Below are 22732 nucleotides of genomic sequence, written 5' to 3'. Positions count from 1 at the left end.
GTGTCAGCTCAGGGCGGGTGTCGCGTCCGTTCGGGATCCGGCCTGCCGCTCGTCTGTCCCCGTGATCACCCAGTACACGACCGCGACGGCGAGGATACCGATGACCGGCGTCAGATAGGCCGCCCAGGGCGTGCCGAGCGGGGCGAAGCCCACCGAGAACGCGGCGACGTCCCAGATGCCGTGCAACGCCATCGCCCAGATGAGGGAGCCGGTCACCCGCCGCACGATGTAGAAGCAGGTGCCTGACATCGCGGCGAGGACCACTTGTCCGAGCGTGTTGAGGAATGGAGCGCCGAGTGCTGCATTGACCAGATGCATGGCTCCGAAGAGCAGGGAGGTCAGCAGCCACACCCACACTTCGGAAAGACGTGAGCGGAACGCCGTCAGCAGCAGACCGCGCGACATCAGCTCCTCACAGAACCCGACCGCCAGGCCCAGCGCGAGCAGAGAGAGGAGGAACGACGGGTCGAACTTCGACCAGTCGGTGTTGACCAGGTTCGCGACGGCGACGACCAGCATGAGCGCGGGAACGAAGATCGGCCACTTGTGGTGGGAGCGTCTCCGCTCGAACAGGGCGGGCCTCCACCACCCCAACAGCCAGGTGGTGATGGCCAGTAGCACCGCACCGACCGCCAGGTCGAGCACCGCCCCTCGCCACGTGAACTCTGCGGACGTCCCGATCTCGGTGTACGCCACCCCACTGAGCTTCGATACGACGAAGATGACGGCGACGTAACCGACGTAGATCGCCAGGCCGATCCAGACACGAGGGGTGACGCGCATAGGCTGTTGCCTTCCAATCGGCGGGGGAGTCGACGCTCCAATGTATCGGGCGCCTGCGGAACCGGCGAAGAGCTCCCCGGCTGACCGCCGGTCATCCGCTGCACCCTCAGCTCCTTCACAGACGCTCGTCTAAGCTAGACGAACGTCTGACTCAGACGATCGTCTAACGGCCCGAGCCCCGGGCCCTCCACCTCGAAGGAGCGCTCGTGAGCGGTCTGCGCCAGTACGCGATGAACCAGGTCCGCGACGAGATCATCGACGCCGCCGGGCTCGAGTTCGGCCGGAACGGGTACGCCGGGACGTCGTTCTCCGGCATCGCGTCCGTCATGGGCAAGCCGAAATCGGTCATCGGGTACCACCTGTTCCCCTCGAAGCGGAGCCTCGCGCACGCGGTGATCGCGGAGCAGGACGAACGATGGCAGGCGGCGGACGCACGGATCGGCGTGCCTTACGGCGCGCTCCGGTGGGTGACGATGATCCTCGCCTCCGCGCAGGAAGCGCAGCGATCCCCCATCGCGATGGGCGCCATCCGGCTCCTGCACGAACTGCCACGGATGGACGACCCGGTCTACACGGTGTTCGACTGGCGGGCGTACACCCGCACGAACCTCCGCATGGAGGCCGCAGCGCACGATCTAGACCTCCCGGACCTCGACGGCGTCGCAGACGTCCTGCTCGACGCCTGCTTCGGACTCGTCACCACGACGGTCGGCGACGACGATGCGGCTGAGCTCAGCGAGCGACTGATCACCCTGATCCGGCCGATCCTCGCGACCGTCGATCCCGCCGGCGCTGCAGCCACGACGACCGCCGCAGCGGCCGCTCATGAGCTCGTCGCCGGACCGGCCGAACACTGACCCTCTCCCGAGCACCGACCCCTCCCCCGAACCCCGTCTCCGCAATCGGAAGGACGCCCATGTCCCAGATCGACGCCGTGCCGAACGGCACCACCCGCAGCACCACGGTCACGGATCGGGTACACCTCGTGCAGGGTCCGTCCGTCAACTGGATCATCGTCGAGGGCGACCTCGGGCCGGTCCTCATCGACACCGGCTACCCCGGCGACGGCGCGGCCGTCACCGCGACCCTCGGCGCGCTCGGCTACGCGGTCGAGGACGTGCAGGCGATCCTCCTCACTCACGGACACAGCGACCACATCGGCAACGCGACGTTCATCGCCGGGTTGGCGGAGTGCGACATCCTCGCATCCCGCGACGAGATCCCCAACGTCCGCCGGGAGGTGCTCGAGCAGGTCGGACTCGCCGACGTCCAGCCGCATCTGGAACGTCCCGGGGTCGCCGCCTGGGTCAGCCATGCCGTCGAGGCCGGCGGACTCGAGGTCGTGCCGCCGACGTCGGTCACCGCGATCGAGGACGTGCCCGAGCTCCGCGCGACCCTCGGTGTCGCGGTCCGCCCGCTCCCCCTCCCCGGCCACACGCGGGGGCACCTCGGATTCCTCCTCGTCGAGCACGGCGTCCTCGTCGCGGGCGACGCACTCGTCACCGCCCACCCCGCCAGCCCGCACGGCGGCCCGCAGTTGCTCCCCGAGATGTTCCACGGCGATCTCCAGCGCGCCCGCCAGTCGTTGACCACGCTGGCCGGACTCCCGGCCTCCGTCGTGCTGCCGGGACACGGCCCGGCGTTCTTCGGCTCGCCGGCGCAGGCAGCGGCCGAAGCCCTCGCCTTCGGGAGTGCGTTCTGAACCTCCGGCTCCCCGTCGGACCCCTGCGATAGCGTTGGCCACGTCCCCGAACCCGGATCCCGAGCCACGAGGAAGTGACCATGAAGAACCCGTTCCGCCGCGACGGCAGCCCGAACGACGACAGCCCGAACGACGACAGCCCGGTCGATGAGCAGATCGACGCCCCGGAGCAGCCGAACCAGGGCCGCACCCTCGAACCCGCTCCCGAGGTGCTGACCGAGCTCGACGCACTGAACGAGGCCTGCCGGGCGGCGCCGGACGACATCGACGCTCAGATCCGGCTCTGGCGGGCGGTCGCCGCACTCGACCGGTGGGTCTTCATCAACCGTGGTCCGGAGGACAACCCGCGGCCGTACGCGCTCGCAGCGCAACCCGGGAACCTGATCGGCATCTACAGCAGCGGGACGCGAGCGCAGGAGGCCGCGTACGCGAACGGGCTGGTCCCGCCGGACGCCACGGTGTCGCTGCTCGCGGTCCCGATGCCTGCGGCGATCGACTGGGTCCGGTCCTTCGGCGAGCACGGGGTCGTCGGCGTGACCATCGACTACCCGCGCCTCGGCGCCTGGTGCCCGCTGCAGAACCTGGCGGGGCTCAAACCCACGGACAGCCAGGGCTGACGCCGACTCCGAGGAGGACCACGATGCACGGCTCGGAGCTGCAGGACCGGGCGGCACGCCGCGCCGACGAACTCCCCGGTGCGGAGCTGACGCACCCGTTCGGCGAGGAGTGGGACGTCTACAAGGTCCGCGGCAAGGTCTTCATGCTGCAGACGGGGGCGACGGGCGAACCCATCGTCACCCTGAAGGCGCGACCCGAGGACAGTCACAGTCTGCGCGAGGCCTTCCCCGACATCATCCCCGGCTATCACATGAACAAGCGGCACTGGATCTCGCTCAAGCCGGATGGCGAGCTCGAACCGGCGTTCGTCGACGACCTCGTCACGGAGTCGTACCTGCTCGTCGTCGAGGGACTGCCGAAACGGCTGCGGCCGGTCGATCCAGCGACGTTCGGACAACGCCGCGACGGCTGAACACCGGGCAGGCAGTGCACTCAGACCGGGATGCGCCTGGCGCCGGTGCCGGTGTCGCCGAGCTCGTCGTCGGGGTTGAGGAGTGTGCACGCCTTCATCGAGAGGCAGCCGCAGCCGATGCAGCCGGTGAGCTCGCGTTCGAGTTGCTCGATCCCGCGCCGACGCTGTTCGAGGACCTTCTGCCAGCGGCGGGAGGCACGCTGCCAGTCCTCGTGACTCGGGGTGCTGGAGAGCGGCACGTCGGCGAACGCCTCCGCCACGTCCTCGAGCGGGATACCGAGGCGCTTCGCGACCGAGATGAGCGCGACGCGGCGCAGCATGTGCCGGGGGTATCGCCGCTGGTTGCCGGCGGTCCGCTCGGACCCGATGAGGCCGAGCCGCTCGTAGTAGTGCAGCGCCGACACCGCGACGCCGGTGCGACGACTCATCTCGCCGACACTAAGCAACTCGTCCGGACTGTGCACGGTGTCCCACCCTCGTTCATCGCATCGACCTCAAGCCGCCTTCAGGTCCGACGCTCGTCTCGACGGTACACGAGCGGGTCGGGGCGGATGGGGAGCGCTCCCCATCCGCACGCTCAATGCCGGCGGACACCTGTCGCCGATCAGTGTGCCGCTGGCAGGATGGTCGGAATCGCACATCGACCGGGGGGGACGACATGACGCAGGACGAGGACTTCCTCGAGGTGATCGCGGCGGAGGTCGCGCAGGATCCGCAGAACGCCGAGCTCCGCGAGGACTTCGTGACCCTGCTGTTGCAGCACGACGTCGACCGCGCGGCGCAGGAGGTGACGACCTTCGAGCGACTCGGGGGCGACCCGGCGCGGGTCCGGCTGTTGCGCGCCCGCGTGATGGCGGCGCGACTCCGGGGGTCGGCGGCCGACACCACGACCGAGCCCGACCGCTCGGCGGTCCCCGCCCCGTCGGCAGCCGAAACCGCCACCATGCCGATCGGCCAGCCCAGCCTTTGGGACGCGGAACGACCGGCCGTCACGCTCGCGGACGTGGCGGGACTCGCCGATGTGAAGCAACACCTCGACTCGACGTTCCTCGCGCCACTCCGGAACCCGGAGCTCGCCGCAGCGTTCGGGCAGAAGCCCGGCGGTTCACTGCTCATGTACGGCCCTCCCGGCTGCGGCAAGACGTTCATCGCCAAGGCGATCGCCGGTGACCTCGGGGCGTCCTTCATCCACGTCACCCTCGCCGACCTGCTGAGCAAGTGGCTGGGCGACAGCGAGAAGGCGATCCAGAGTGTCTTCCACGATGCTCGCGCCGCCGCTCCGTGCGTCATCTTCTTCGACGAGTTCGACGCACTCGGTGGCCGCCGCACGTCCGGGGGCGGATCGCAGTCGATGCGCACGATCGTGACGCAGCTCCTCGAGGAGCTCGACGGGGTGGCGGACGAGAACGACGGCGTCTACTTCCTCGCCGCGACCAACCGCCCATGGGACATCGATCCGGCACTGCGGCGCCCCGGCCGCATCGACAAGACGGTCCTCGTCCTGCCGCCGGACGCAGTCGCGCGCGCTGCGATCCTGCAGGGCGACCTCGAAGGCAAGCCGGCCGACGGTGTCGACGTCATCGCCGTGGCCGCAGCGACCGAGGGCTTCTCCGGGGCCGACATCGCACAGGTGTCGCGGGTCGCACTGCAGCAGTCGCTCACGGCGTCGATGCAGGCGGGGGCGATCGTGCCGGTCACGACGCAGGCCTTGCTCGACGCCGCCGCCGGGCTCATCCCCTCGACGGCCTCGTGGTTCGACCAGGTCGCACCGGTGCTCGAATACGGCGTCGACGACGGCACCTTCGCCCAGCTCCGGGCGTACCGCGTGCAGCACGGGCTCCGATGAGCGACCCCGTCGGCGTCGAACGCGAGGCCATCGAACACGACCGCGACCTCGCCTGGGAGCTCTACGACTTCCAGCCCGAACACCCACGCATCCCCGAGTTGGCGATGAGCGTCCTCGCCCGCGCGCCGCAGTTCACCGGGATGATCATCCTGCTCTCCATGCACCGGCAGGCCTGCGGCGACGTCGATGAGGCCAGACGCCTCCTCCGGGAGTTGCTCGGCCGACGCGACCGACAGTTCCTCGGTGCGCTGCGTCGCCTGCGCGATCTCGAAGGGTCCGAGGGCGACTTCGCGGAGGCGATGCGGCTCGGCGAACTCGTCCTCCGCGAGGACCCGGAGGCGGACTGGTTCGACCATATGGACCACGCGGCCGCCGTCGCGATGGCCGCCGATCCCCAGCGCGGGTGGGCGCTGATCGACGACGCGGTCGAGCTGGCCGGACGGACCGCCCCGGAGGCGTACGCCGGCGCGCTCGGACTCCGAGCCCTGCACTTCCTGTCGACGGGCACTCCACCTGGCCGGTTCCTCGTCGCCGCGCAGCAGGCGATCGAGGCGGATCCGAGCGAGACGACGCTCTCGACGGCACTGGCCTTCGCCTATCTCTACGACTACCGTCCGCAGGATGCACTGGAACTCCTGGCCCGGGTCCTGCGTGAGGATCCGACGGACGAGGTCGCCCAGGGCGGGATGATCGTCGCGCGAGCGTTCCTCGATCCCATCGAGCGTGGTGTCGGGACGATGGACGACCTGCGCCGGGCCGGCATGGGCGAGATCGCCTGGCGGATCCTCCGCGACAAGGTGTTCGAAGCCGGGCTCCGCGAGGCGTTGGCCGCTCTGGACACGCTGCTGCCGGAGGAGCTGGCAGCCTCGCTGCGCCCGTCGCTCGACCTCGACGCCGCGGGCGCGAGCGGCGGTGACGACAAGGTGCTCGCCTGGCACGACGGGCAACTTCCCGGCACCGGCGGGCGCTGGGGCGACGGTAGCCCGTTCCGTCTCATGAGCGGCGCCGAGATCGGCGAGATGGACGAGGCGATCGAACGGGACCCGGAAGCGTGGCCGAAGTGGGATGCCGAGCGCGACTACTACACGCAGCTGTTCACCGACGATGCGGGCGCCTACCTCATCGAGGGTTCAGGCGGACGGCTCATCCGTCGTGCCGCCGGACGTGACGACGAAGAGGTGGCCGCGAGCCTCACCGACTGGTTGTGGGACCGGGTCGTCGCCTTCGGCGGCGACCCGCGCCCGGGACGATCAGCGAGTGGATCGACACCGCCGGAATCGCCTGGCGGGCCCTCCGTTCAGCGGCCCTGAGTCAGGTCGGCCGGCGGCCAGGAACAGACGACGTCGCACGAAAGACCTTCGACAGGCTCAGGGACCGGAGCTACGCGGGCACACCCATCCCGCTCGCTGAGCTCGTCGAACTGCCCACGAGGACTCCTCATCGTTCCGGGCACACCCATCCCGGTCACTGAGCTTGTCGAAGTGCCCACGAGGAACCCTTCGACAGGCTCACGGCCGAAGCTACGCGCGCACACCCATCCCGCTCACTGAGCTTGTCGAAGTGCCCACGAGGAACCCTTCGATCCGAGTACGTCGAGGCAAGTCAGAACGGTGCGGGATCAGGCTCGGTCCGGTGGTGCTTCCCGTCGGGTGTCGTCCAGTCGAGCACGCCGCCCGGTTTGTGGTCGAGGTTCCACCCGGGGAGGTGCTTCATCCGGTGGTGATGTCGGCAGAGACAGGCGAGATTGCCGACATCTGTTGTGCCGCCGTCCTGCCAGGCGACCGAATGGTCGAGGTCGCAGGCTCGGGCGCGCCTGCCGCAGCCTGGTGCGCGACAGGTGCCGTCTCGGAGACGCACCGCGCGCTGCAGGTCGGCCGGGACACGGTACTGGTTGCGGCCGACGGAGAGGACCGCACCGGTCTCGGGTTGGACGAGGATGCGGGTGAAGCCGGGTGCGTTCACCGCGATACGGGCCGCGGTCTCGGGGTCGATCGGGCCGTACCCGTCGAGGGTGGCCGGGGCGTCGCTGACGCCGGCCATGCTCAACGCCGGGACGGTGATCTGCACCGTGGGCTTGATGTGCTCCTGGACCTCGATCGGGTGCGGAAGCACCGGGCTCGACATCACGTCCTCGGGCGTGACGCCGGTGAGCGCGAGCGCCGCGAGGGCGTCTGCCTGCAGCTGGGCGCAGGTGCGGGTGTCGCCTGCCTGGCGTGATTCCGCTGCCGCTGCTTCGACCCGCTCGATGATGCCCTGCGCGATCGGCGCTGTGGCGAAGAGGTGCACCCAGGCCATGCCGTCGGCTGCGGGCTCGAACTCGACCCGGCGGTCGGCCTCGGAACGCTTGGCGCGTGCGGTGATCGATTCCGGGTGGAGCCGTTCGCGCAGGACGCGGGCGCGTTGCCGGAGGTACGAGGCGGTCGCGCTCTCGGCTACCGGCAGTACCTGTTCGAGGAACGCTACCCGACCTGCGGCCGGGACGTCGCACAGCTGGTCGGTGATCACCTGCGCATGCCGCGCCGAGATACGGCCCGCCTCCAGCGACTCGAGCACGGCTGGTGCGTCGTTGACGAGACGCTCAGCGTCGTTGGTCGCACGCTGGATCGTCCGTTCCGGTGTCCGGGTCGCCATGGCGAGGGCTGCACAGGTGGACCGGCGGGAGAGCGCCCGTCGCTCGGCCGGCGGGAAGATCACGGGGACCGTGGCGTCCGCGAAGGCATCGGCGTAGGCGGCGGAGCGGGCGAGGAGGCGCGCTTTCCGTGCGTCGAGTACGGCCTGCTGCCGGTGGATCTCCGCCCACTCGTCCGAAAACTCCGCCAACTGCGCGGCGTATTCGTCGCCGACGCGGATCGCGGTGGTGGTCTCGGTCATAGAACCAGTCCACCATGGACCACTGACATTCCAGATGCTGAGTTGTGCCGGTCGGGACGTTGCTCGTGTGCCCCTCGACAGGCTCAGGGACCGGGAGAAGATCACCGGATTCGGGAGGTCCCTCGGCAGGGACCGGAAGGGGTTCGTCCCAGAACACGACGTTCCGTAGGCTGGAGGGGTGAAGCTCATCGCCACCGTCCGCGACCGCGCGACCATCACCACCGAAGCCTCCGCACCCGACGTCGCAGCCCTGCGGGCCGCCGTCCTCGCCTCCACCCCGCCCGGGCACGCCCTCGCCGGGCTGCACGGCGGTGGCCGGGTGAACGGCGACCTCGTCGGCACCGCGGTCTTCCGACCGACGGCAACCCGCACCATCGAGGCCGAGGGCCGCGACTACCCGAGCGCTCGCAAGGCCCTCGAGGCGCTCGTGCCGGAGGAGCAGGTCGTCCTCTCCGTCCACGCCGTGGACCAGTAGGGACACCGGCATGAGTGGCCACGCGTTCGCCATCGGATCGATGGTGCGCGTCCATGAGGTCGTTTCCCCGCTCCCGCCGACCGACACCATGACGGCACTGCTGTCGGCGTTGCAGACGGACGGCTTCACCGTGGTTCCCGGGGAGTACGCCGCCGGTCCCTGGACTATCCGTTACGCCGTTATCGGGAATGACGCGGCCTCGAACTGGAGCGGGTTCGCCCTGGAGATCGTGCCGCTCCTCTCGTTGCTCGGCGTGCGTCGGCCGTTCGCGCGATGCGCGGTGCCGGTCGCCGTCCGGCCGACCGAACACGGCTCCGTCCTCCACACGACGACGGTGTGGGGCTTCCGGGGCGAAGCCGGGACGGTCGGCATGGTCGCCAAACGCGTCGCTGCCGCCACCGAACAGGCCACCAGGGCCGTCGGCGGGACCCACCAGGCCTCACTGTCGTTGCCCGACCGCACGGTCCCGATCGACGGCAGACGCTTTGAACGGCTCACCGGCTGGAAGCGGCGCTCGCGGGCCTGAACCGCTGGAGCAGCAGCAGCCGCAGTTCAGCAGCAGCGCGAGCCGGGCGTCCGGTCCTGCTCCGCGAAGCGCTCCCGCCAGAACGTGCGCTCATCGGGGACCGGTGCGTCGGGATGGACGCGACGCTGGTGATCCACATAGGTGGCGTAGGCGGTGTCACCCATCAGCGAGGTGACGAACCACCGCACCGACGCCCAACCCCGCCGCAAGCCGGCCATCAGTGCCCCGACCGCGCGGGTCGCTTGTCGGCGTCCACGGTCGACCACTCGCGCTCGAGCACCTTCTCCGCCTTCGTGGCGATGAGCCCCGACGGCGCGTACCGTCGCGACGGCAGCGCCGGATCCTCCGAGCTCGGCCCACCGCCCGAGCGGAACGACCGCACGGTGTGGAGGATCGCGAAGAAGATGACGATGATCGCGAGGGTCACGAACAGGATCGAGAGCACCCCCTGAACCGTGGTGTTCCGCACGACCGCCTCCATCGCCGCCCGCGTCGGTGCATTGCCGAAGCTGTCCTCGCCCGCCGCGAGCGCCTCACGGAACGCCGCGTTCTGCGCCCAGTAGCCGACGGCCGGAACCGGCGAGAAGATCTTGAACATCGACGCGGTGATCGTCACCACGGCGGTGAAGGCCAGCGGGACGGCGACGATCCACAGCCAGCGGAAGTTCCCGCGTTTCGCCACGATCGCCATGCAGACGGCGAGCGCGATGGCGGCGAGCAGCTGGTTCGCGATGCCGAACAGCGGGAAGAGGGTGTTGATGCCGCCGAGCGGATCGGTGACGCCCATGATGAGGATCGCTCCCCACGCCGCCACCATGACCGCGGTGCAGATCCATGCTCCGACCCGCCAGTCCGGGTCGCGGAACTTCGGGATGATGTTGCCGAAGGTGTCCTGCAGCATGAAGCGCGCCACGCGCGTCCCGGCGTCGACCGCGGTGAGGATGAACAGCGCCTCGAACATGATCGCGAAGTGGTACCAGAACGACATGAGCGACGTGCCGCCGATGAGTTGCTGCATGATGTGCGCGAGGCCGAGGGCGAGCGTCGGTGCACCGCCGGTGCGGGAGACGATCGACTCCTCCCCCACGTTCGCCGCCGTCTGCGTGAGCACGTCGGGCGTGAGGTTCACTCCGGCGAGGCCGAGCGAGTTCACGAAGGCGACCGCGCCCTCGACGGTGCCGCCCGTGGCCGCTGCGGAGGAGTTCATCGCGAAGTAGATGCCGCGGTCGATCGACAGTGCCGCGACGAGGGCCATGATCGCGACGAACGACTCCATGAGCATGCCGCCGTACCCGATGAAACGGGTCTGGCGCTCCTTCTCGATCAGCTTGGGCGTGGTGCCGGACGCGATGAGCGCGTGGAAGCCGGAGAGGGCGCCGCACGCGATCGTGACGAAGAGGAACGGGAAGAGCGAGCCGCTCACGACCGGGCCGGCGTCGCCACCGGCGAACTCGCTGAACGCCGGCACCGTGATCTCCGGGCGGACGAGGACGATCGCTCCCGCGAGCATGACGATCGTGCCGATCTTCATGAACGTGGAGAGGTAGTCGCGTGGTGCGAGGAGCAGCCACACCGGCAGGATCGCGGCGACGAAGCCGTAGACGATGATCCCGACGGCGATGACCGTGCGGTCGAGGGTGAACGCCGCGGCGCCCCACTCGGTCTCGGCGACCCAGCCGCCGGCGACGATCGCGAACATGAGCAGGACGAAACCGATGATCGAGATCTCGGTGATCTTGCCCGGCCGGATGAAGCGCAGGTACACGCCCATGAAGAGTGCGATCGGGATCGTCATGGAGACCCTGAAGACACCCCACGGGCTCTCGCCGAGCGCGTTGACGACCACGAGGGCGAGGATCGCGACGATGATGACCATGATCGCGAGCGTCGCGATGATCGCCGCAGTGCCGCCGATCACGCCGAGTTCGTCGCGCGCCATCTGGCCGAGGGAACGTCCGCCACGGCGCATCGAGAAGAAGAGGACGAGGTAGTCCTGCACGGCACCCGCCAGGATCACGCCGATGATGATCCAGATGGTGCCCGGCAGGTAGCCCATCTGGGCCGCGAGCACCGGGCCGACGAGTGGACCGGCTCCGGCGATCGCCGCGAAGTGGTGGCCGTACAGCACCCGGCGGTCGGTGGGGACGAAGTCCTTGCCGTTGGCGAGGTACTCGGCCGGGGTGGCCCGCCGGTCGTCGGGGCGCAGCAGCTTGCGTTCGATGATCTTCGAGTAGAAGCGGTAGGCGATGAGGTAGGTGCAGACCGCCGCGAAGACGAACCAGATCGCGTTGACCGTCTCACCGCGGACGAGGGCGAGCATCGTCCAGGCGAGACCGCCGAGCAAGGCGATGGCGACCCACAGGATCACCTTCGCCGGGGTCCATCTCGGGGCGAGGTCGGCCTCGTCGACCGCCGTGGGCGGCAGCTCCGGATCCTGGACCAGGACGGGTTCCGCCTCCCCGCCACCCGCGGGCTGCAGCGCTCCGTCCCGCTTCGATCCTGCGCGTGCTCGGTCCTGTCGTCCGGCGTCGTTGCCCATGACGATTCCTCCCTCAACGGTGGTGTTCGTGCGTCGAGGCTAACAGCGTCGCGGCGGCGGGCGCTCGCGAGGTCGGGTCAGACGCGGAAGGTGGTGCCTCGGACGACCAGGTCGGGTGCGAGCTGGACCGATGAGACGCGGGCGTGCTCACCCGAGAGCCGACCGAGCAGGAGATCGAGCGCCGCGTACCCGGACTCCTCGAACGGCTGGCGGACCGTCGTGAGGTCGAGCGCGGAAGCCAGCGGTCCGTCGTCGTAGCCGACGAGCGAGCGTCCCACGGGCAGGTGCGCGCCGGTGACGCGGAACGCCCGGTGCGCGGCGGCGGCCAGCTCGTCGTGGTTGGCGACCACGGCGGTCGCTTCCGGATCGACCCGGAACGCCCGCTCGAGCGCGGCACCGACGGCTTCGACGAGGTCTGTCGCGGCGACGTCGGCCACGGCCTCGGAGACGGAGAGCAGGTGACCGAGGCCGCGCGCCCGCAGCATGCCGGCCGACACGTACTCCTCGGAGCGTTGCGGTTCGTGGAGGAACACCACCCGTTCGTGACCGAGCTCCGCGAGATGTCGCGCGATGAGTTCACCACCCCGTTCGTCGTCGATGAGGACGGAGGGCAGCCCGAGCCGCCGCTGCGCGCCGTCCGGGACGTCGACGAGGACGACGGGCGGGCCGGGGAGCGCCTTCGACTCCAACGCGGCCGGTGACAGCGGCACGCCCATCACCACGATGCCGTCGATCCCCGCTCGCATGGGCAGCGCGTCGAGGACGGGACTGTCGCTCCCCGCCGCCGACGGGAGGTCGTGCACGACGATCTCGACCGAGTCCATCGCGGCGCGCTCCATGATCCCCGACAGTCGGCGGTAGTAGGAGGCGTAACTCGAGAACGGCGCAGCGACGGCGATCCGCTGAGCACCGCTCGCGGCGGCACCACCTCGGTAACCGAGCTCCGTCGCTGCGGCGATGACCGATCGTCGCGTCGCCTCGTTCACCCGCTGCGGGTGGTTGATGGCCAGGGAGACGGTCGAGATGCTCACGCCGGCACGCTTGGCCACCGCGTAGATCGTCGCCTTCTGCGGTCGCTCGTCCATGGCGCACCTCCTCCGACGATCCTAGCTCGTAAAAAGTTCTTTGATCGAAGTTCTTCGATAGCGGATACTCGAACCGGACACGGCATCGATGCCGGGATCGGAGGAACACCATGGCTCGGAGCAAGCCCACCGTCGACGCGTTCGTCACGGCGATCACGAAGCGTCTGGCAGCGCTGCAGACGCCCGAGCCGAAGGATCCCGCCGGGCGGCGTGCACACGCGGCCGCCTTCGACCGGGTGTCCTCCGAGGCGCTCGGCACCGAGACCCTCGTGGCAGCGACCGAGGACCACGCCGTCCGAGTGCCCGGCCACCCGGACGCACGGCTCCGCGTCTACTGGCCCGACCAGCAGCGACTCCCCGCCCTGGCCGACGGTGCGTCCGGTGGTCGGCCCGTCCTCGTGTACTTCTTCGGCGGTGGCTTCACGATCGCCGGGATCGACTGGATCGGTTGGGACGCCGGGTTCCGTCGCCGCGCCAGGGAGGCCGGCGTCATCATCGTCGCCGGCGAGTACTCCTTGGCCCCGGAGGTCCGGTACCCCGCACAGCCGGAGCAGTGCTGGTCCGTGTTCGAGTGGGCGGCCGAGCACGCGCGTTCACTCGGCGGTGACCCCGACCGACTCGCGATCGGCGGTGCATCATCGGGCGGGAACCTCGCCGCCGCCGTGACCCTCATGAACCTGGACCGCACCAAGCGGCCGATCCGGCTGCAGCTGCTCGAGGCTCCGGCGCTCGACCTGACGCGCGGACACCTCGACGCCCGCGGGATCACGCAGGTGCCGGGTGCAATCCTGCGTCGCCTCGCGCGCCAGCTCGTGCTCCAGTACCTGGGGCCGGACCGGGCGACGCAGCGCGAACCGTATGCGTCGCCACTCCTCGCCACCGACCACCGGGGTCTGCCGCCGGCCGTCATCTACACGGCGGAGATGGACCCGCTCCGCGGAGACGGCGAGGCCTACGCCCGCGTGCTGAGCGAGGCCGGCGTGCCGGTGAGCTGCATCCGGTACATCGGGCAGACGCACACCTCCGGCGGGCTGACCGGTCACGTCCCTGCCGCAGACCACCTGCATCGCGACGTCATCACGACCCTGCGGACGCTCCACGAGGAGCCGGCGAGCTACGGTGCGCCGCTCCGCGAGCCGGCGGAGGCCTCGCGGTGACGTCCGTGGAGGAGCTGCGGCTGGATCCGGGCATCCTCGCCTGGGCTGCGCGGATCGAGCAGCACGCGGAGCAGCTGCCGGCACTCCGCTCCACGGACCTGGCCCTCCGTCGGCAGGCGGCGCGGCGGCTCTCCGACCTCCTGGCGGAGGAGTTCACCGAACCCGCGCCGTCGTCGGTCGAGATCACCACGAGCTGGATCGACGGACCGGCCGGGCCGCTCGAGCTCCGCCGATACCGCCCGGAAGGACTCCCGTCTCCGGCGCCGACCCAACTCGCGCTGCACGGCGGCGGCTTCACGTCCGGCACCGTCCACGAGCTCCTGAACGACCGACTCCTCGCCGCCCGGGCCCTCGCCGCCGGGATCCAGGTCGTCGCGCTCGGGTACCGACTCGCGCCCGAGCACCCCTATCCGGCCGCCGTCGACGACACCGTCCACGCCCTGCGGGTCCTGACCACCGAAGCGGGCCCGAGCCGTTTCGACCTCGACCCAGGCCGCCTGGGCATCGCGGGCAACTCGGCGGGCGGCGGGATCGCGGCGAGCGCCGTCCTCCGCCTGCGTGACTCGGGTGACCTCCCCCTCGTCCATCAGGCGCTCGAGGTCCCCGCGGTGTCGCTGACCCCGTCGGGCGTCTCCGCCACCCGGTATGCGCGCGGGTTCGGGCTGGACGACGCGGAGGCACTCGTGCCGCTCTACCTCGGCGGTGCGCGTGCGGCGGACGCCTATGCCTCCCCGCTCGAGGCAGGCGACCTCTCGGACCTGCCGCCCACGCTGATCCAGGTCGCCGAGCACGACCCGCTCCGCGACGCGGGTCTGGCGTACGGACGCCGACTCATGGAGGCGGGGGTTCCGACGATGACGTGGATCGGGCGCGGCCACGTCCATGCGTCGGGTGGTCTCACGGCCGTCATGGCGGGCGCGAGGGAGTGGCAGGCGGTCCAGGCCACCGCGCTCCGTGAGGCCTACGGGACGAACCTGCTCCCGCCCGAACCGACCCAGCCGAGGAGACGATGATGTCAGCTCACACCCCACCCACCGGTCCGTCCACAGGGCCCGCCGAGCCGGAGCCGCGCATCGGTGACGCCGTCCCCGTCGCGGCGGTCGATCCGGACGCCGTCCCCGGGTCACCGCAGGCGCGCGGCTTCCTGCCGCTGTTCGTCCTGGCCTGGTTCGGGGTCACGCTGGCGCTCGGCACCATCAGCGGGGCGTCGATCCCCAAGGCCCTCGCGTTCCTCGACGACGCGACGAAGGGGACGAACCTCTCGATCGTCGCGGCGGTCGGCGGCGTCGTCATCATGATCATCACGCCGCTGTTCGGCCGGCTGTCCGACCGTTCGCGTTCGCGCTTCGGGATGCGGCGGCCGTGGATGCTCGGCGGAGCGGTCGTGGCGCTCGGCGGGGTCGCGATCCTGGCGACGGGTGACAGCCTCGCGGTGACGATCCTGGGGTGGAGCATCGTGCAGCTCGGCTTCGGTGCGACGAACATGGCGGTGCACGCGCTACTCGCCGATCAGATCCCGGCGCGGATCCGGGCGCGTGTCGCGGCCGCCGCCAGCGTCTCGGGCGGGCTCGCCCTGATCGTCGGCGCGCAGATCGTCGCCGCCCTCCCCAATGATGCTCGGTGGACCTGGTTCGTCGTGCCGGGCCTGATCGGCGGCGTCCTGAGCACCGCGCTCGTGTTCGGGCTCCGGGACATCGTGCGGACGGTACCCGCTCCGCCGCTGCGCCTCGCCGATGTCCTGTCCACGTACTGGCTGAACCCCGTGCGCTACCGCGACTTCTTCTGGGCGTGGGCCTGCCGGCTGCTCGTGACGATGTCGATCGTCTCGGTGTCGATCTACCTGTTGTTCTTCATCATCGACCAGTTGGGCATCCCGAAGGAGCAGGCATCGGGGGTCCAGGCGAACGCGCTCATCATCTTCACGGTCGGGAACATCGTCATGACGGTCCTGTTCGGCTGGATCTCCGACCGGACCGGGCGACGGAAGCCGATCGTGCTCGTCTCCAGCCTCCTGAGCGCGGTCGGACTCGGGGTCGCGATCATCTCCCCCGACGTCACCGTGTTCCTCGTCGGCATCTTCATCGTCGGAGCGGCGCAGGGGGCCTACGTGTCCGTCGACATCGCCCTCATGACGGAGGTCTTGCCGTCGTTCGACGAGGCCGGCAAGGACCTCGGCATCGTCTCACTGTCGTACCAGCTCCCACAGCTGCTCGTACCGATCGTCGCCGTCCCCCTACTCGCGCTCGGTGGCGGGGAGAACTATCACGCGCTGTATGTCGCGGCGATCGTGTTCGCCGTCCTGGGCGGACTCGCCGTGCTGCCGATCAGGTCCGTGCGATGAGACCGGCACTTGCACGGTCAACGGATTGCAGGGGTTGGTTCCGGGGTGGTTTCCAGGTGAAGTCCACCCGGGGCGCAGGACCCGGAGTGACACTGGACCATACCCGACCTCTGACCACCGGATCCCCATGACCCTGCCGTTCCCAGCTTCGCCCGACGACACCCTGCAGCGGCGACCGCTCCGCGAGGCGCTCGCCGACGCCGTGCTGCAGGACTTCATCGACGACCTCCCGGTCCCCCTGCGACCGACCGACCTCGCGACCCGGCTCCTCTACCCGCGCTGGCAGGTGTACTCCGACATCCACGAGGGCAGACTCGTCGCCGAACGGGTCCGGAACAACAAACGGTTGTTGAAGATCGATGTCGAGCGGAACCGGGCGTGGATCGCTCGCGGGCTCGCCACCCGTCGGGCTCGCGCCGGGTCCGCCGTGGGCGAGGCGGGGCCCGAGTCACCCGTCTCGGTCGTCATCGTGGATCCCGAGGCCCTCGCGCAGCTGAACGTCCTCACGGCGACCGGCTTGAGCGTGCGGGAGGTGGTCGAGCTCGCGCTCACCGCCCTCGGCTCGCGCGAAGCGGCCACCACCGCCACGGTGCCCGACATCGACTCGCGTGGCCGACAGGTGCGGGCGGGCTGACCGGTGCAGGCGAGCTGACGCGGCGGAGGCGCGTCAGATCGACGTGCGCATCGCGCGCTCGAACTGCGCCACGAACTGCGTGCCCGGGTCGGACCAGTCCGCGGCGGTGATGGACGCCGAGATCCGCTTCGCGTGCTCGACCGCGTCGGGCCGTTCGACGATGTCGACGAGGCGACGCGCGATGGCCGCGGGCGACAACGGGACGTACTCGATGTGCTCGCTGTCGAGTACCCCGGTCGTGTTCGGGCTGTCGTTGACGACGGGCACGACGCCGGAGGACATGATCTCGAGCGGCAGCAACGACATGTCGGTCAGCGAGAGGACGAGACCCGCGGCACAGCGGTTGTAGACCGCGTTGAGCTCCGAGATGTCCATCGCCGACCGGTTGACGAACGGGAATCCGGTCTCGTATCCCGACATGTCCCAGCCGACGAGGTTGATCGTGATGTCGGGGCGCAGCCGGTGGAACTCGGTCAGGGCGAGCTCGCCGATCTCCCAACCGCGTCGAGGAGTCGGCGGGCGGGCGTAGAACAGGATCTCGGTGCGAGGCGCGTCGTTCACGTGCGAGTAGTGCTGCTTGTCGACCGAGTAGTCGAAGTGGTCGCAGCTCATCCCGTACTCGTCCGCGACCTTCTGCGCGAGCCACGGCCCAGCGGAGAAGCCGTGGAACCCGAACCGGTAGGTGTTCTCCGCGAGCACGTACTCACTGCTGGCCGGGTAGAACCACGGTTCGAAGTCCTGCACGAAGGAGAACCGTTTGGCCGGCCCCTCGTAGCGGAACGCGGGGTAGGCCGTCTGCCAGTCGGAGGACACGACGACGTCCGCGCCCGGCGCGATGCCGGTCGTCGGGTCGTACCGGACGAGGTCGGCCTGCAGCTCCGGGTACGCGCTGCTCGCGGCCATCATCGCCCGGATCCCGGGGATGTCGACCGCGGGCTGGGCCGACGCCTGGTACAGGTAGATCGTGAGCCGGTGCCCGGCGCGCTCGAGGAACTCCATGAACCGGAAGGCGTTCTGGTGCCCGCCCGAGGTCCGGCTCGGCGGCGAGATCAACCACGCCACGTCGTAGGGGCCCTCCGGGAACTCGGCGGCGTTGAAGTTCCGCGGCACCGTCCAGTCCGCGGCGATGGCGTCGCTCGGGTACAGGTCCGTCGGCTTGCGCCGCATCGGGTTGAACCGTCCGTCGGCGAAGTGCGCGGCGCGCCAGAGCGTCGACCGGACGCCCTCGCCGCGGATGGCTCGGAGCCCCTGCTCGATCACGCCCATCTGGAGTCCCGTCCCGTCGATGCCGTCGCCGCAGGTGCGGCAGGTGCTGCTGGTGCCGCTGGTGTCGCGGGTCCGAACGCGCGGACCGCCGTGATGACCCGGTCCACCTCGTCGTCCGTCATGGCGGGCCACAACGGGAGCCGGACGAGACGCTCGGCGAACCGGACCGCGTGCTGCGGCTCGGTGACCACTCTGCCGTAGCGCCGGCCCGCCGCGCTCGAGTGCAGCGGCACGTAGTGGAAGGCCGCTCCGACACCGTGCGCCTGGAGGTGACGCAGGAACTCCTGCTGCACCTGCGCATCCGGCAGCAGGAGGAAGAACAGGTGCGCGGCATGCACGCCACCGGGCGGGTCCATGAGCGTCGCGCCGCGATCGTGAGCCCACTCGGCGAGTTCGGCCGCATAGCGGTCCCAGATGCGATGCCGATGCCTCTGGATGACGTCGAAGTCGCGGAGCTGGGCGTCGAGGACGGCGGCGTTGAGCTCGCTCGGCAGGTAGCTCGACCCGAGGTCCGCCCAGCTGTACTTGTCGACCTGCCCGCGGAGGAACTGGGCCCGATCGGTCCCCTTCTCGCGCATGATCTCGGCGCGGAGCAGGACGGTCTCATCGGAGATGAGCAGGGCGCCGCCCTCGCCGCAGTGCACGTTCTTCGTGTCGTGGAAGCTCTGGGCCGCCATCGCTCCGACCGTGCCGAGGCGGACACCGTCACCGGCGACCCCGAGGCCGTGCGCGTTGTCCTCGAGCAGGTGCAACCCGTGCTCGTCCGTGAGCTGCTGGAACGCCGGCACGTCCACCGGGACACCGCCGTAGTGCATGATCGAGATCGCCCGCGTGCGTGGTCCGATGGCGTCCGCGACGTGCTGGGGATCCAGGTTGCCCGTCACCGGGTCGCTGTCGACGAAGACCGGCGTCGCGCCGGTGAGGACCACCGCGTTCGCCGCCGACGGGAAGGTGAAGGTCGGCAGGATGACCTCGTCGCCGGGACCGACGCCGATCAGGCGGGTCATCATCTCGAGCGCGTGGGTCCCCGAGGTGGTCAGGAGCACGTGCTGCGCGCCCGTGAGGTCCCTGAGGCGCTCGGATGCCGACGCGGTGAAGGCACCGTCGCCGTGGACGTGGTCTCCGGCGAGGACGCGTTCGAGCTGTTCGAGTTCACCGGCGGCGTGGAAGGGCTTCGACAGCGGGATCCGCTGCGCGAGGGAGACCTCGACCATCAACGACCACCGAGGGCCAGGGTCGTGACGAACGCGCCGGCCAGGACCAGCAACAGGATGACGCCGACGGTCGCGAGGATCCCGATACCGACCGTCGGCGCGTCGTCGACGCCGGTCCGGCGGCGCGCGCCACTCCCCTGTCGTGACCTCACGTGATGTCCCCCATGCGTGCTCCCCCATCGTCCGTCCGAGATCGTCGATCCCGGACGCGCCAGGTTCCGCTCCACGGGACCAAGCGATTCAGTCTCCGCCTCGGCGGGCACGACCCGCATCCTGCTGCGGGCTATTCCACCCCCGCCACCTGGCGGGTTCAGCCTCCCGGCCGTCGCCGCCCGGTTCCCGGGACTCGTAGGGTGAGAGTCGAGCTGAGGAGGACACCGTGATCGGAGTGGCCATCGTCGACGACGAGGCGTTGGTACGGTCCGGATTCGAACTCATCCTGGGTGCCGTCGAGGACATCGAGGTCGTCGCCTCGGTCGACGGGATCGGCGCCGTGGAGGCGATCCGCTCGAGCCGTCCCGACGTCGTCCTCCTCGACGTCCGCATGCCCGGGCGCAACGGGCTCGACATCCTCGACGAACTGCAAACCTGGGACGACCCGCCCGTCGTCGCGATCCTCACCACCTTCGACTCCGACGACTACATCGCCCGCGCCCTCCGCAGCGGCGCCGCGGGGTTCCTCGTGAAGGACACGGACCCGGAGCAGCTCCCCATGCTGCTCCGATCCCTCTCCGCGGGCGGCATCGTGCTCTCCCCGCAGGTGTCCCGGACCCTCGTCGGCGGGTTCGCCCGCACCGCCGACCGCGAGGCGGCACGGCGTCTGTCCGGGCTGACGGGCCGCGAACAGGATGTGCTCGCCGCGCTCAGGACCGGCGCGTCCAACACCGAGATCGGCGAGGCACTGCACCTCAGCCGCGCGACCGTGAAGGACCACGTGAGTGCCATCCTCGGCAAACTCGAGGTGACGACCCGACTCGAAGCCGCCATCATCGCTGAGCGTGCCGGCGTTCGTGGCGACGAGGCGGAGCCCCGGTGAAGCCGCGCTCCCGGCTCTGGTCGGTCCTCCTCGAACTCGCCCTCATCGCGGCGGCGGCCGTCGAGAGCCTGGCGACGCTCGAGTGGGCGGCGCCGTGGGAGTCCGGCCTGGCGATCGCCGCCGCCGTCGGCCTCGTCTTCCGGCGGCGCTGGCCGTGGCTGTCGCTCCTCCTCGCCGTGCCGGCCTTCACCCTCAACCTCGCCACCCTGGCCGGGTTGGCGTCGCTCTTCTCCGTCGCGGTGCGGGAACGTCGACGCTGGCGGCTCGTCACGACCGGCGCGGTGGTCTTCGTCCTCGCCGCGGTGCCGTGGTGGGGGTGGACGTCGCCCAACTACACGATCCTGTCCATCGTGTACGCCGCACTCTACGCCGCGGCACCGATCGCCTTCGGTCTGCTCGTCCGCACCCGCCGCGAACTGTTCGAGCGCATACACGACCTCGAACAGATCCGACGCAGCGAGCGGGCGCGCATCGCCTCCGACGTCCTCGTCGAGGAGCGCACGCGCATCGCCCGGGAGATGCACGACGTCGTCTCCCACCAGGTCAGTCTGATCGCTGTCCAGGCCGGCGCGATCCAGGTGCAGACCGAGGAACCCGGGACGAAGCGGATGGCGGTGACGATCCGTTCGCTCGCGTCGCGCACGCTCGACGAGCTGCGGGACATGGTGACGCTGCTGCGCGCGGAGACCGGTCATGCGCCGCTGGCCCCGCAACCGACGGTCGACGACCTCGACCGGTTGATCGCGGACAGCGGCATCGCCGTCACCTCCGCCATCGAGTTGCCGGACGGCCTCCCCGCACCCGTGCAGCGGGCGATCTACCGGACCGTGCAGGAGGGACTGACGAACGCGCGGAAGCATGCGCCGGGCGCCGCGGTCGACGTACGCGCCGAAGCCTCCGCAGACGAGGTCACCGTGACCATCCGGAACGACCGCCCCGCGCGCACGTCGGACAGCTCGTGGTCGTCTGCGGGCCACGGACTCGTCGGCTTGAGCGAACGCGCCGAACTCCTGAACGGGTCCCTCCTCACCGAGGACGCGCCGACCCGGTTCACCCTGACGTTCCGCGCGCCCTACTGACGCTCACCGTGGCTCAGGGTCACTGAGGCTCAGGGTCGGCGGTCCGCCTCGTCGCCGAAGAGCGGCGTCTGGAAGCGACGCTCGAAGCGCACGATGCAGCCGGTGCCCCGCACGAGCTCGTAGGCCTCGATGCACTCCGGGTCCGTCGCCGCGGCGATGCGGTACTGCTCGTACGCGGCGAGCGAGGGGAAGCTGAACAGCGCGAACGCCTCGTCGTTGTCGCCCTCCGCGGGGAGGAAGTAGCCGTGGTGGTCGCCACCGAGCCGGTTCACGAGGCGGATCCAGCGCCGCCCGTACTCGGTGAAGGTGTCGAGCTGCTCGGGGTCGATCTGGTAGCGGAGGTGGATGGTGATCATGGGTCCAGTCTGGCCGTCCGCGCGACGAGCGCCGTCATAGGGGGCCGTCGGCGTCACCGGACACCTACGCTGGAAACCCGTCCCCACACCCCGGAAGGTGGTCGAGATGTCCTCGGAATACGACGACGCCGCCGCGAACGGGCTCGCCCGCGCCCTCCGCGTGCCGGCCTCTTCAGACCGGCTCCAGGCTGCACTCGCTGCGGGCACCACCCCGAGGACCGCCTATATCGAGGTCCTCGTCGACCGCTGCGCCGTGGAGCCCGACTTCTTCGTGCGCGACATGCTCACCTGGGCACTCGTGCGGCACGACCCCGAGGTGACCGTTCCTCGGCTGATGGAGGAACTCGGGTCGGTCTTCCCACAGGCACGCAGTCAGGCGCTCCACACCCTCTCGAAGACCGGAGACCCCCGCACCTGGTCGGCCATCACCCTCGCACTGCTGGAGGACGAGGAGGATCAGGTCGCCCGAGCCGCCTGGCGCACCGCCGCAGGGGTCGTCCCGGAGCGGGAGGCGTCGGCACTCGCCGAGCTGCTGGCGAGGCAGTTCGGCCGGGGCGACCGCGAGGTGCAGCTCAGCCTCACGCGTGCGTTCGCCACGATCGGTGAGCCCTCGATCGAACCCGTCGAGCAGACGGCCGCATCCGAGGCGGTCGAGCGCGAGGCCCGCGCGCACGCTCGCGCGACCGCCCGGATCCTCCACGACCCCGAACTGGACTTCGACGAGGCGATGCAGGAGGCCCAGCACTCGCTCCGCTCGACTGACTGAGCCATCACCCGGTCATTGAGCCTGTC

Annotated in this window: 25 protein-coding genes; 15 read left to right on the top strand and 10 right to left on the bottom strand. The window is 70.2% G+C overall.

Going from position 1 to position 22732, the window contains the following annotated elements; all coding sequences use genetic code 11:
- Positions 1 to 3: 3 nt before the first annotated feature.
- Positions 4 to 783: a CPBP family intramembrane glutamic endopeptidase gene (locus IFU30_RS03080; RefSeq protein WP_197977368.1), complete on the bottom strand. Its 780-nt coding sequence runs from the start codon at positions 781 to 783 to the stop codon at positions 4 to 6.
- 206 nt (positions 784 to 989) lie between these two features.
- On the opposite strand from IFU30_RS03080, the gene IFU30_RS03075 reads away from it, so the two are divergent.
- From IFU30_RS03075 to IFU30_RS03060, 4 genes are all read left to right on the top strand, one after another.
- Positions 990 to 1640 (top strand): TetR/AcrR family transcriptional regulator, encoded by a 651-nt coding sequence (locus tag IFU30_RS03075; RefSeq protein WP_064295974.1) that lies wholly within the window; start codon positions 990 to 992, stop codon positions 1638 to 1640.
- Positions 1641 to 1699: 59 nt separating this feature from the next.
- The gene (locus IFU30_RS03070) at positions 1700 to 2485 is read left to right on the top strand and encodes an MBL fold metallo-hydrolase (protein ID WP_192004272.1); all 786 of its coding nucleotides are present in this window, start codon (positions 1700 to 1702) and stop codon (positions 2483 to 2485) included.
- Between the two features lie 80 nt (positions 2486 to 2565).
- Entirely contained in the window at positions 2566 to 3102 is a 537-nt protein-coding gene (locus IFU30_RS03065; RefSeq protein WP_197977367.1) for a hypothetical protein, read from the top strand.
- Between the two features lie 23 nt (positions 3103 to 3125).
- Positions 3126 to 3515, top strand: a complete 390-nt coding sequence (locus tag IFU30_RS03060; RefSeq protein WP_079704704.1) for an MmcQ/YjbR family DNA-binding protein — start codon at positions 3126 to 3128, stop codon at positions 3513 to 3515.
- 20 nt (positions 3516 to 3535) lie between these two features.
- On the opposite strand, the gene soxR is transcribed toward IFU30_RS03060, so the two are convergent.
- Entirely contained in the window at positions 3536 to 3979 is a 444-nt protein-coding gene (gene soxR / locus IFU30_RS03055) for a redox-sensitive transcriptional activator SoxR (RefSeq protein WP_255377972.1), read from the bottom strand.
- Positions 3980 to 4173: 194 nt separating this feature from the next.
- Here soxR and IFU30_RS03050 point away from each other — a divergent pair, with 194 nt between their 5' ends.
- Positions 4174 to 5361 carry an ATP-binding protein gene (locus tag IFU30_RS03050; RefSeq protein ID WP_192004271.1) on the top strand — a complete coding sequence of 396 codons (1188 nt, stop codon included), beginning with the start codon at positions 4174 to 4176 and terminating at the stop codon, positions 5359 to 5361.
- Positions 5358 to 6671 (top strand): tetratricopeptide repeat protein, encoded by a 1314-nt coding sequence (locus tag IFU30_RS03045; RefSeq protein ID WP_192004270.1) that lies wholly within the window; start codon positions 5358 to 5360, stop codon positions 6669 to 6671. Before IFU30_RS03050 ends, IFU30_RS03045 begins: the two co-directional genes overlap by 4 nt.
- Before the next feature lie 292 nt (positions 6672 to 6963).
- On the opposite strand, the gene IFU30_RS03040 is transcribed toward IFU30_RS03045, so the two are convergent.
- Positions 6964 to 8232, bottom strand: a complete 1269-nt coding sequence (locus tag IFU30_RS03040) for an HNH endonuclease signature motif containing protein (RefSeq protein WP_192004269.1) — start codon at positions 8230 to 8232, stop codon at positions 6964 to 6966.
- Between the two features lie 178 nt (positions 8233 to 8410).
- Here IFU30_RS03040 and IFU30_RS03035 point away from each other — a divergent pair, with 178 nt between their 5' ends.
- Positions 8411 to 8707, top strand: coding sequence for a hypothetical protein (locus tag IFU30_RS03035; protein WP_079704698.1), 297 nt, complete (start codon positions 8411 to 8413; stop codon positions 8705 to 8707).
- 10 nt (positions 8708 to 8717) lie between these two features.
- Positions 8718 to 9233, top strand: a complete 516-nt coding sequence (locus IFU30_RS03030; RefSeq protein ID WP_192004268.1) for a hypothetical protein — start codon at positions 8718 to 8720, stop codon at positions 9231 to 9233.
- A gap of 26 nt (positions 9234 to 9259) precedes the next feature.
- Here IFU30_RS03030 and IFU30_RS03025 read toward each other — a convergent pair whose 3' ends face one another.
- From IFU30_RS03025 to IFU30_RS03015, 3 genes are all read right to left on the bottom strand, one after another.
- The gene (locus IFU30_RS03025) at positions 9260 to 9451 is read right to left on the bottom strand and encodes a YbdD/YjiX family protein (protein ID WP_192004267.1); all 192 of its coding nucleotides are present in this window, start codon (positions 9449 to 9451) and stop codon (positions 9260 to 9262) included.
- On the bottom strand, positions 9451 to 11772 hold the full coding sequence (locus IFU30_RS03020) for a carbon starvation CstA family protein (RefSeq protein WP_192004266.1): 2322 nt from the start codon (positions 11770 to 11772) through the stop codon (positions 9451 to 9453). The genes IFU30_RS03025 and IFU30_RS03020 overlap by 1 nt, the downstream gene beginning before the upstream one ends.
- Positions 11773 to 11849: 77 nt before the next feature.
- Entirely contained in the window at positions 11850 to 12857 is a 1008-nt protein-coding gene (locus IFU30_RS03015; protein WP_192004265.1) for a LacI family DNA-binding transcriptional regulator, read from the bottom strand.
- A 110-nt stretch (positions 12858 to 12967) separates the two neighbouring features.
- On the opposite strand from IFU30_RS03015, the gene IFU30_RS03010 reads away from it, so the two are divergent.
- The 4 genes from IFU30_RS03010 (at position 12968) to IFU30_RS02995 (ending at position 16989) form a co-directional block, all read left to right on the top strand.
- Positions 12968 to 14014, top strand: coding sequence for an alpha/beta hydrolase (locus tag IFU30_RS03010; protein ID WP_192004264.1), 1047 nt, complete (start codon positions 12968 to 12970; stop codon positions 14012 to 14014).
- Positions 14011 to 15027 carry an alpha/beta hydrolase fold domain-containing protein gene (locus tag IFU30_RS03005; protein WP_192004263.1) on the top strand — a complete coding sequence of 339 codons (1017 nt, stop codon included), beginning with the start codon at positions 14011 to 14013 and terminating at the stop codon, positions 15025 to 15027. Before IFU30_RS03010 ends, IFU30_RS03005 begins: the two co-directional genes overlap by 4 nt.
- Entirely contained in the window at positions 15027 to 16355 is a 1329-nt protein-coding gene (locus IFU30_RS03000; protein WP_192004262.1) for an MFS transporter, read from the top strand. The genes IFU30_RS03005 and IFU30_RS03000 overlap by 1 nt, the downstream gene beginning before the upstream one ends.
- A gap of 127 nt (positions 16356 to 16482) precedes the next feature.
- Positions 16483 to 16989, top strand: a complete 507-nt coding sequence (locus IFU30_RS02995) for a hypothetical protein (protein WP_192004261.1) — start codon at positions 16483 to 16485, stop codon at positions 16987 to 16989.
- Between the two features lie 33 nt (positions 16990 to 17022).
- Here IFU30_RS02995 and IFU30_RS02990 read toward each other — a convergent pair whose 3' ends face one another.
- Genes IFU30_RS02990 through IFU30_RS02980 form a run of 3 tightly spaced genes read right to left on the bottom strand, consistent with a single transcriptional unit; the run spans position 17023 to position 19621 of the window.
- A complete protein-coding gene (locus IFU30_RS02990; RefSeq protein ID WP_192004260.1) occupies positions 17023 to 18255 on the bottom strand; it encodes a rhamnosyltransferase WsaF family glycosyltransferase in 1233 nt (410 codons plus the stop codon).
- A complete protein-coding gene (gene rffA / locus IFU30_RS02985) occupies positions 18246 to 19469 on the bottom strand; it encodes a dTDP-4-amino-4,6-dideoxygalactose transaminase (RefSeq protein ID WP_192004259.1) in 1224 nt (407 codons plus the stop codon). The genes IFU30_RS02990 and rffA overlap by 10 nt, the downstream gene beginning before the upstream one ends.
- Entirely contained in the window at positions 19469 to 19621 is a 153-nt protein-coding gene (locus tag IFU30_RS02980) for a hypothetical protein (protein ID WP_192004258.1), read from the bottom strand. Before IFU30_RS02980 ends, rffA begins: the two co-directional genes overlap by 1 nt.
- A 227-nt stretch (positions 19622 to 19848) precedes the next feature.
- Here IFU30_RS02980 and IFU30_RS02975 point away from each other — a divergent pair, with 227 nt between their 5' ends.
- Both IFU30_RS02975 and IFU30_RS20585 read left to right on the top strand, forming a co-directional pair.
- Positions 19849 to 20505 carry a response regulator gene (locus IFU30_RS02975; RefSeq protein WP_192004257.1) on the top strand — a complete coding sequence of 219 codons (657 nt, stop codon included), beginning with the start codon at positions 19849 to 19851 and terminating at the stop codon, positions 20503 to 20505.
- Positions 20502 to 21584: a histidine kinase gene (locus IFU30_RS20585; RefSeq protein ID WP_192004256.1), complete on the top strand. Its 1083-nt coding sequence runs from the start codon at positions 20502 to 20504 to the stop codon at positions 21582 to 21584. Before IFU30_RS02975 ends, IFU30_RS20585 begins: the two co-directional genes overlap by 4 nt.
- A gap of 29 nt (positions 21585 to 21613) precedes the next feature.
- Here IFU30_RS20585 and IFU30_RS02965 read toward each other — a convergent pair whose 3' ends face one another.
- Positions 21614 to 21940 carry an NIPSNAP family protein gene (locus IFU30_RS02965; RefSeq protein ID WP_192004255.1) on the bottom strand — a complete coding sequence of 109 codons (327 nt, stop codon included), beginning with the start codon at positions 21938 to 21940 and terminating at the stop codon, positions 21614 to 21616.
- Positions 21941 to 22046: 106 nt separating this feature from the next.
- Between IFU30_RS02965 and IFU30_RS02960 the strand changes: the two genes are divergently transcribed.
- The gene (locus tag IFU30_RS02960; RefSeq protein ID WP_192004254.1) at positions 22047 to 22706 is read left to right on the top strand and encodes a HEAT repeat domain-containing protein; all 660 of its coding nucleotides are present in this window, start codon (positions 22047 to 22049) and stop codon (positions 22704 to 22706) included.
- The last annotated feature ends 26 nt before the right edge of the window (positions 22707 to 22732 follow it).

Source organism: Plantibacter sp. CFBP 8798 (assembly GCF_014841195.1).
Taxonomy (GTDB): domain Bacteria; phylum Actinomycetota; class Actinomycetes; order Actinomycetales; family Microbacteriaceae; genus Plantibacter; species Plantibacter auratus.
This window is presented reverse-complemented; position numbering and strand designations above follow the sequence as displayed.

Coding starts and splice junctions, on each gene's coding strand:
- IFU30_RS03080 (WP_197977368.1), bottom strand. CDS start 783: ATGCGCGTCACCCCTCGTGTCTGGATCGGCCTGGCGATCTACGTCGGT.
- IFU30_RS03070 (WP_192004272.1), top strand. CDS start 1,700: ATGTCCCAGATCGACGCCGTGCCGAACGGCACCACCCGCAGCACCACG.
- IFU30_RS03065 (WP_197977367.1), top strand. CDS start 2,566: ATGAAGAACCCGTTCCGCCGCGACGGCAGCCCGAACGACGACAGCCCG.
- IFU30_RS03060 (WP_079704704.1), top strand. CDS start 3,126: ATGCACGGCTCGGAGCTGCAGGACCGGGCGGCACGCCGCGCCGACGAA.
- IFU30_RS03050 (WP_192004271.1), top strand. CDS start 4,174: ATGACGCAGGACGAGGACTTCCTCGAGGTGATCGCGGCGGAGGTCGCG.
- IFU30_RS03045 (WP_192004270.1), top strand. CDS start 5,358: ATGAGCGACCCCGTCGGCGTCGAACGCGAGGCCATCGAACACGACCGC.
- IFU30_RS03040 (WP_192004269.1), bottom strand. CDS start 8,232: ATGACCGAGACCACCACCGCGATCCGCGTCGGCGACGAATACGCCGCG.
- IFU30_RS03030 (WP_192004268.1), top strand. CDS start 8,718: ATGAGTGGCCACGCGTTCGCCATCGGATCGATGGTGCGCGTCCATGAG.
- IFU30_RS03025 (WP_192004267.1), bottom strand. CDS start 9,451: ATGGCCGGCTTGCGGCGGGGTTGGGCGTCGGTGCGGTGGTTCGTCACC.
- IFU30_RS03020 (WP_192004266.1), bottom strand. CDS start 11,772: ATGGGCAACGACGCCGGACGACAGGACCGAGCACGCGCAGGATCGAAG.
- IFU30_RS03015 (WP_192004265.1), bottom strand. CDS start 12,857: ATGGACGAGCGACCGCAGAAGGCGACGATCTACGCGGTGGCCAAGCGT.
- IFU30_RS03010 (WP_192004264.1), top strand. CDS start 12,968: ATGGCTCGGAGCAAGCCCACCGTCGACGCGTTCGTCACGGCGATCACG.
- IFU30_RS03000 (WP_192004262.1), top strand. CDS start 15,027: ATGTCAGCTCACACCCCACCCACCGGTCCGTCCACAGGGCCCGCCGAG.
- IFU30_RS02995 (WP_192004261.1), top strand. CDS start 16,483: ATGACCCTGCCGTTCCCAGCTTCGCCCGACGACACCCTGCAGCGGCGA.
- IFU30_RS02990 (WP_192004260.1), bottom strand. CDS start 18,255: ATGGGCGTGATCGAGCAGGGGCTCCGAGCCATCCGCGGCGAGGGCGTC.
- rffA (WP_192004259.1), bottom strand. CDS start 19,469: ATGGTCGAGGTCTCCCTCGCGCAGCGGATCCCGCTGTCGAAGCCCTTC.
- IFU30_RS02965 (WP_192004255.1), bottom strand. CDS start 21,940: ATGATCACCATCCACCTCCGCTACCAGATCGACCCCGAGCAGCTCGAC.
- IFU30_RS02960 (WP_192004254.1), top strand. CDS start 22,047: ATGTCCTCGGAATACGACGACGCCGCCGCGAACGGGCTCGCCCGCGCC.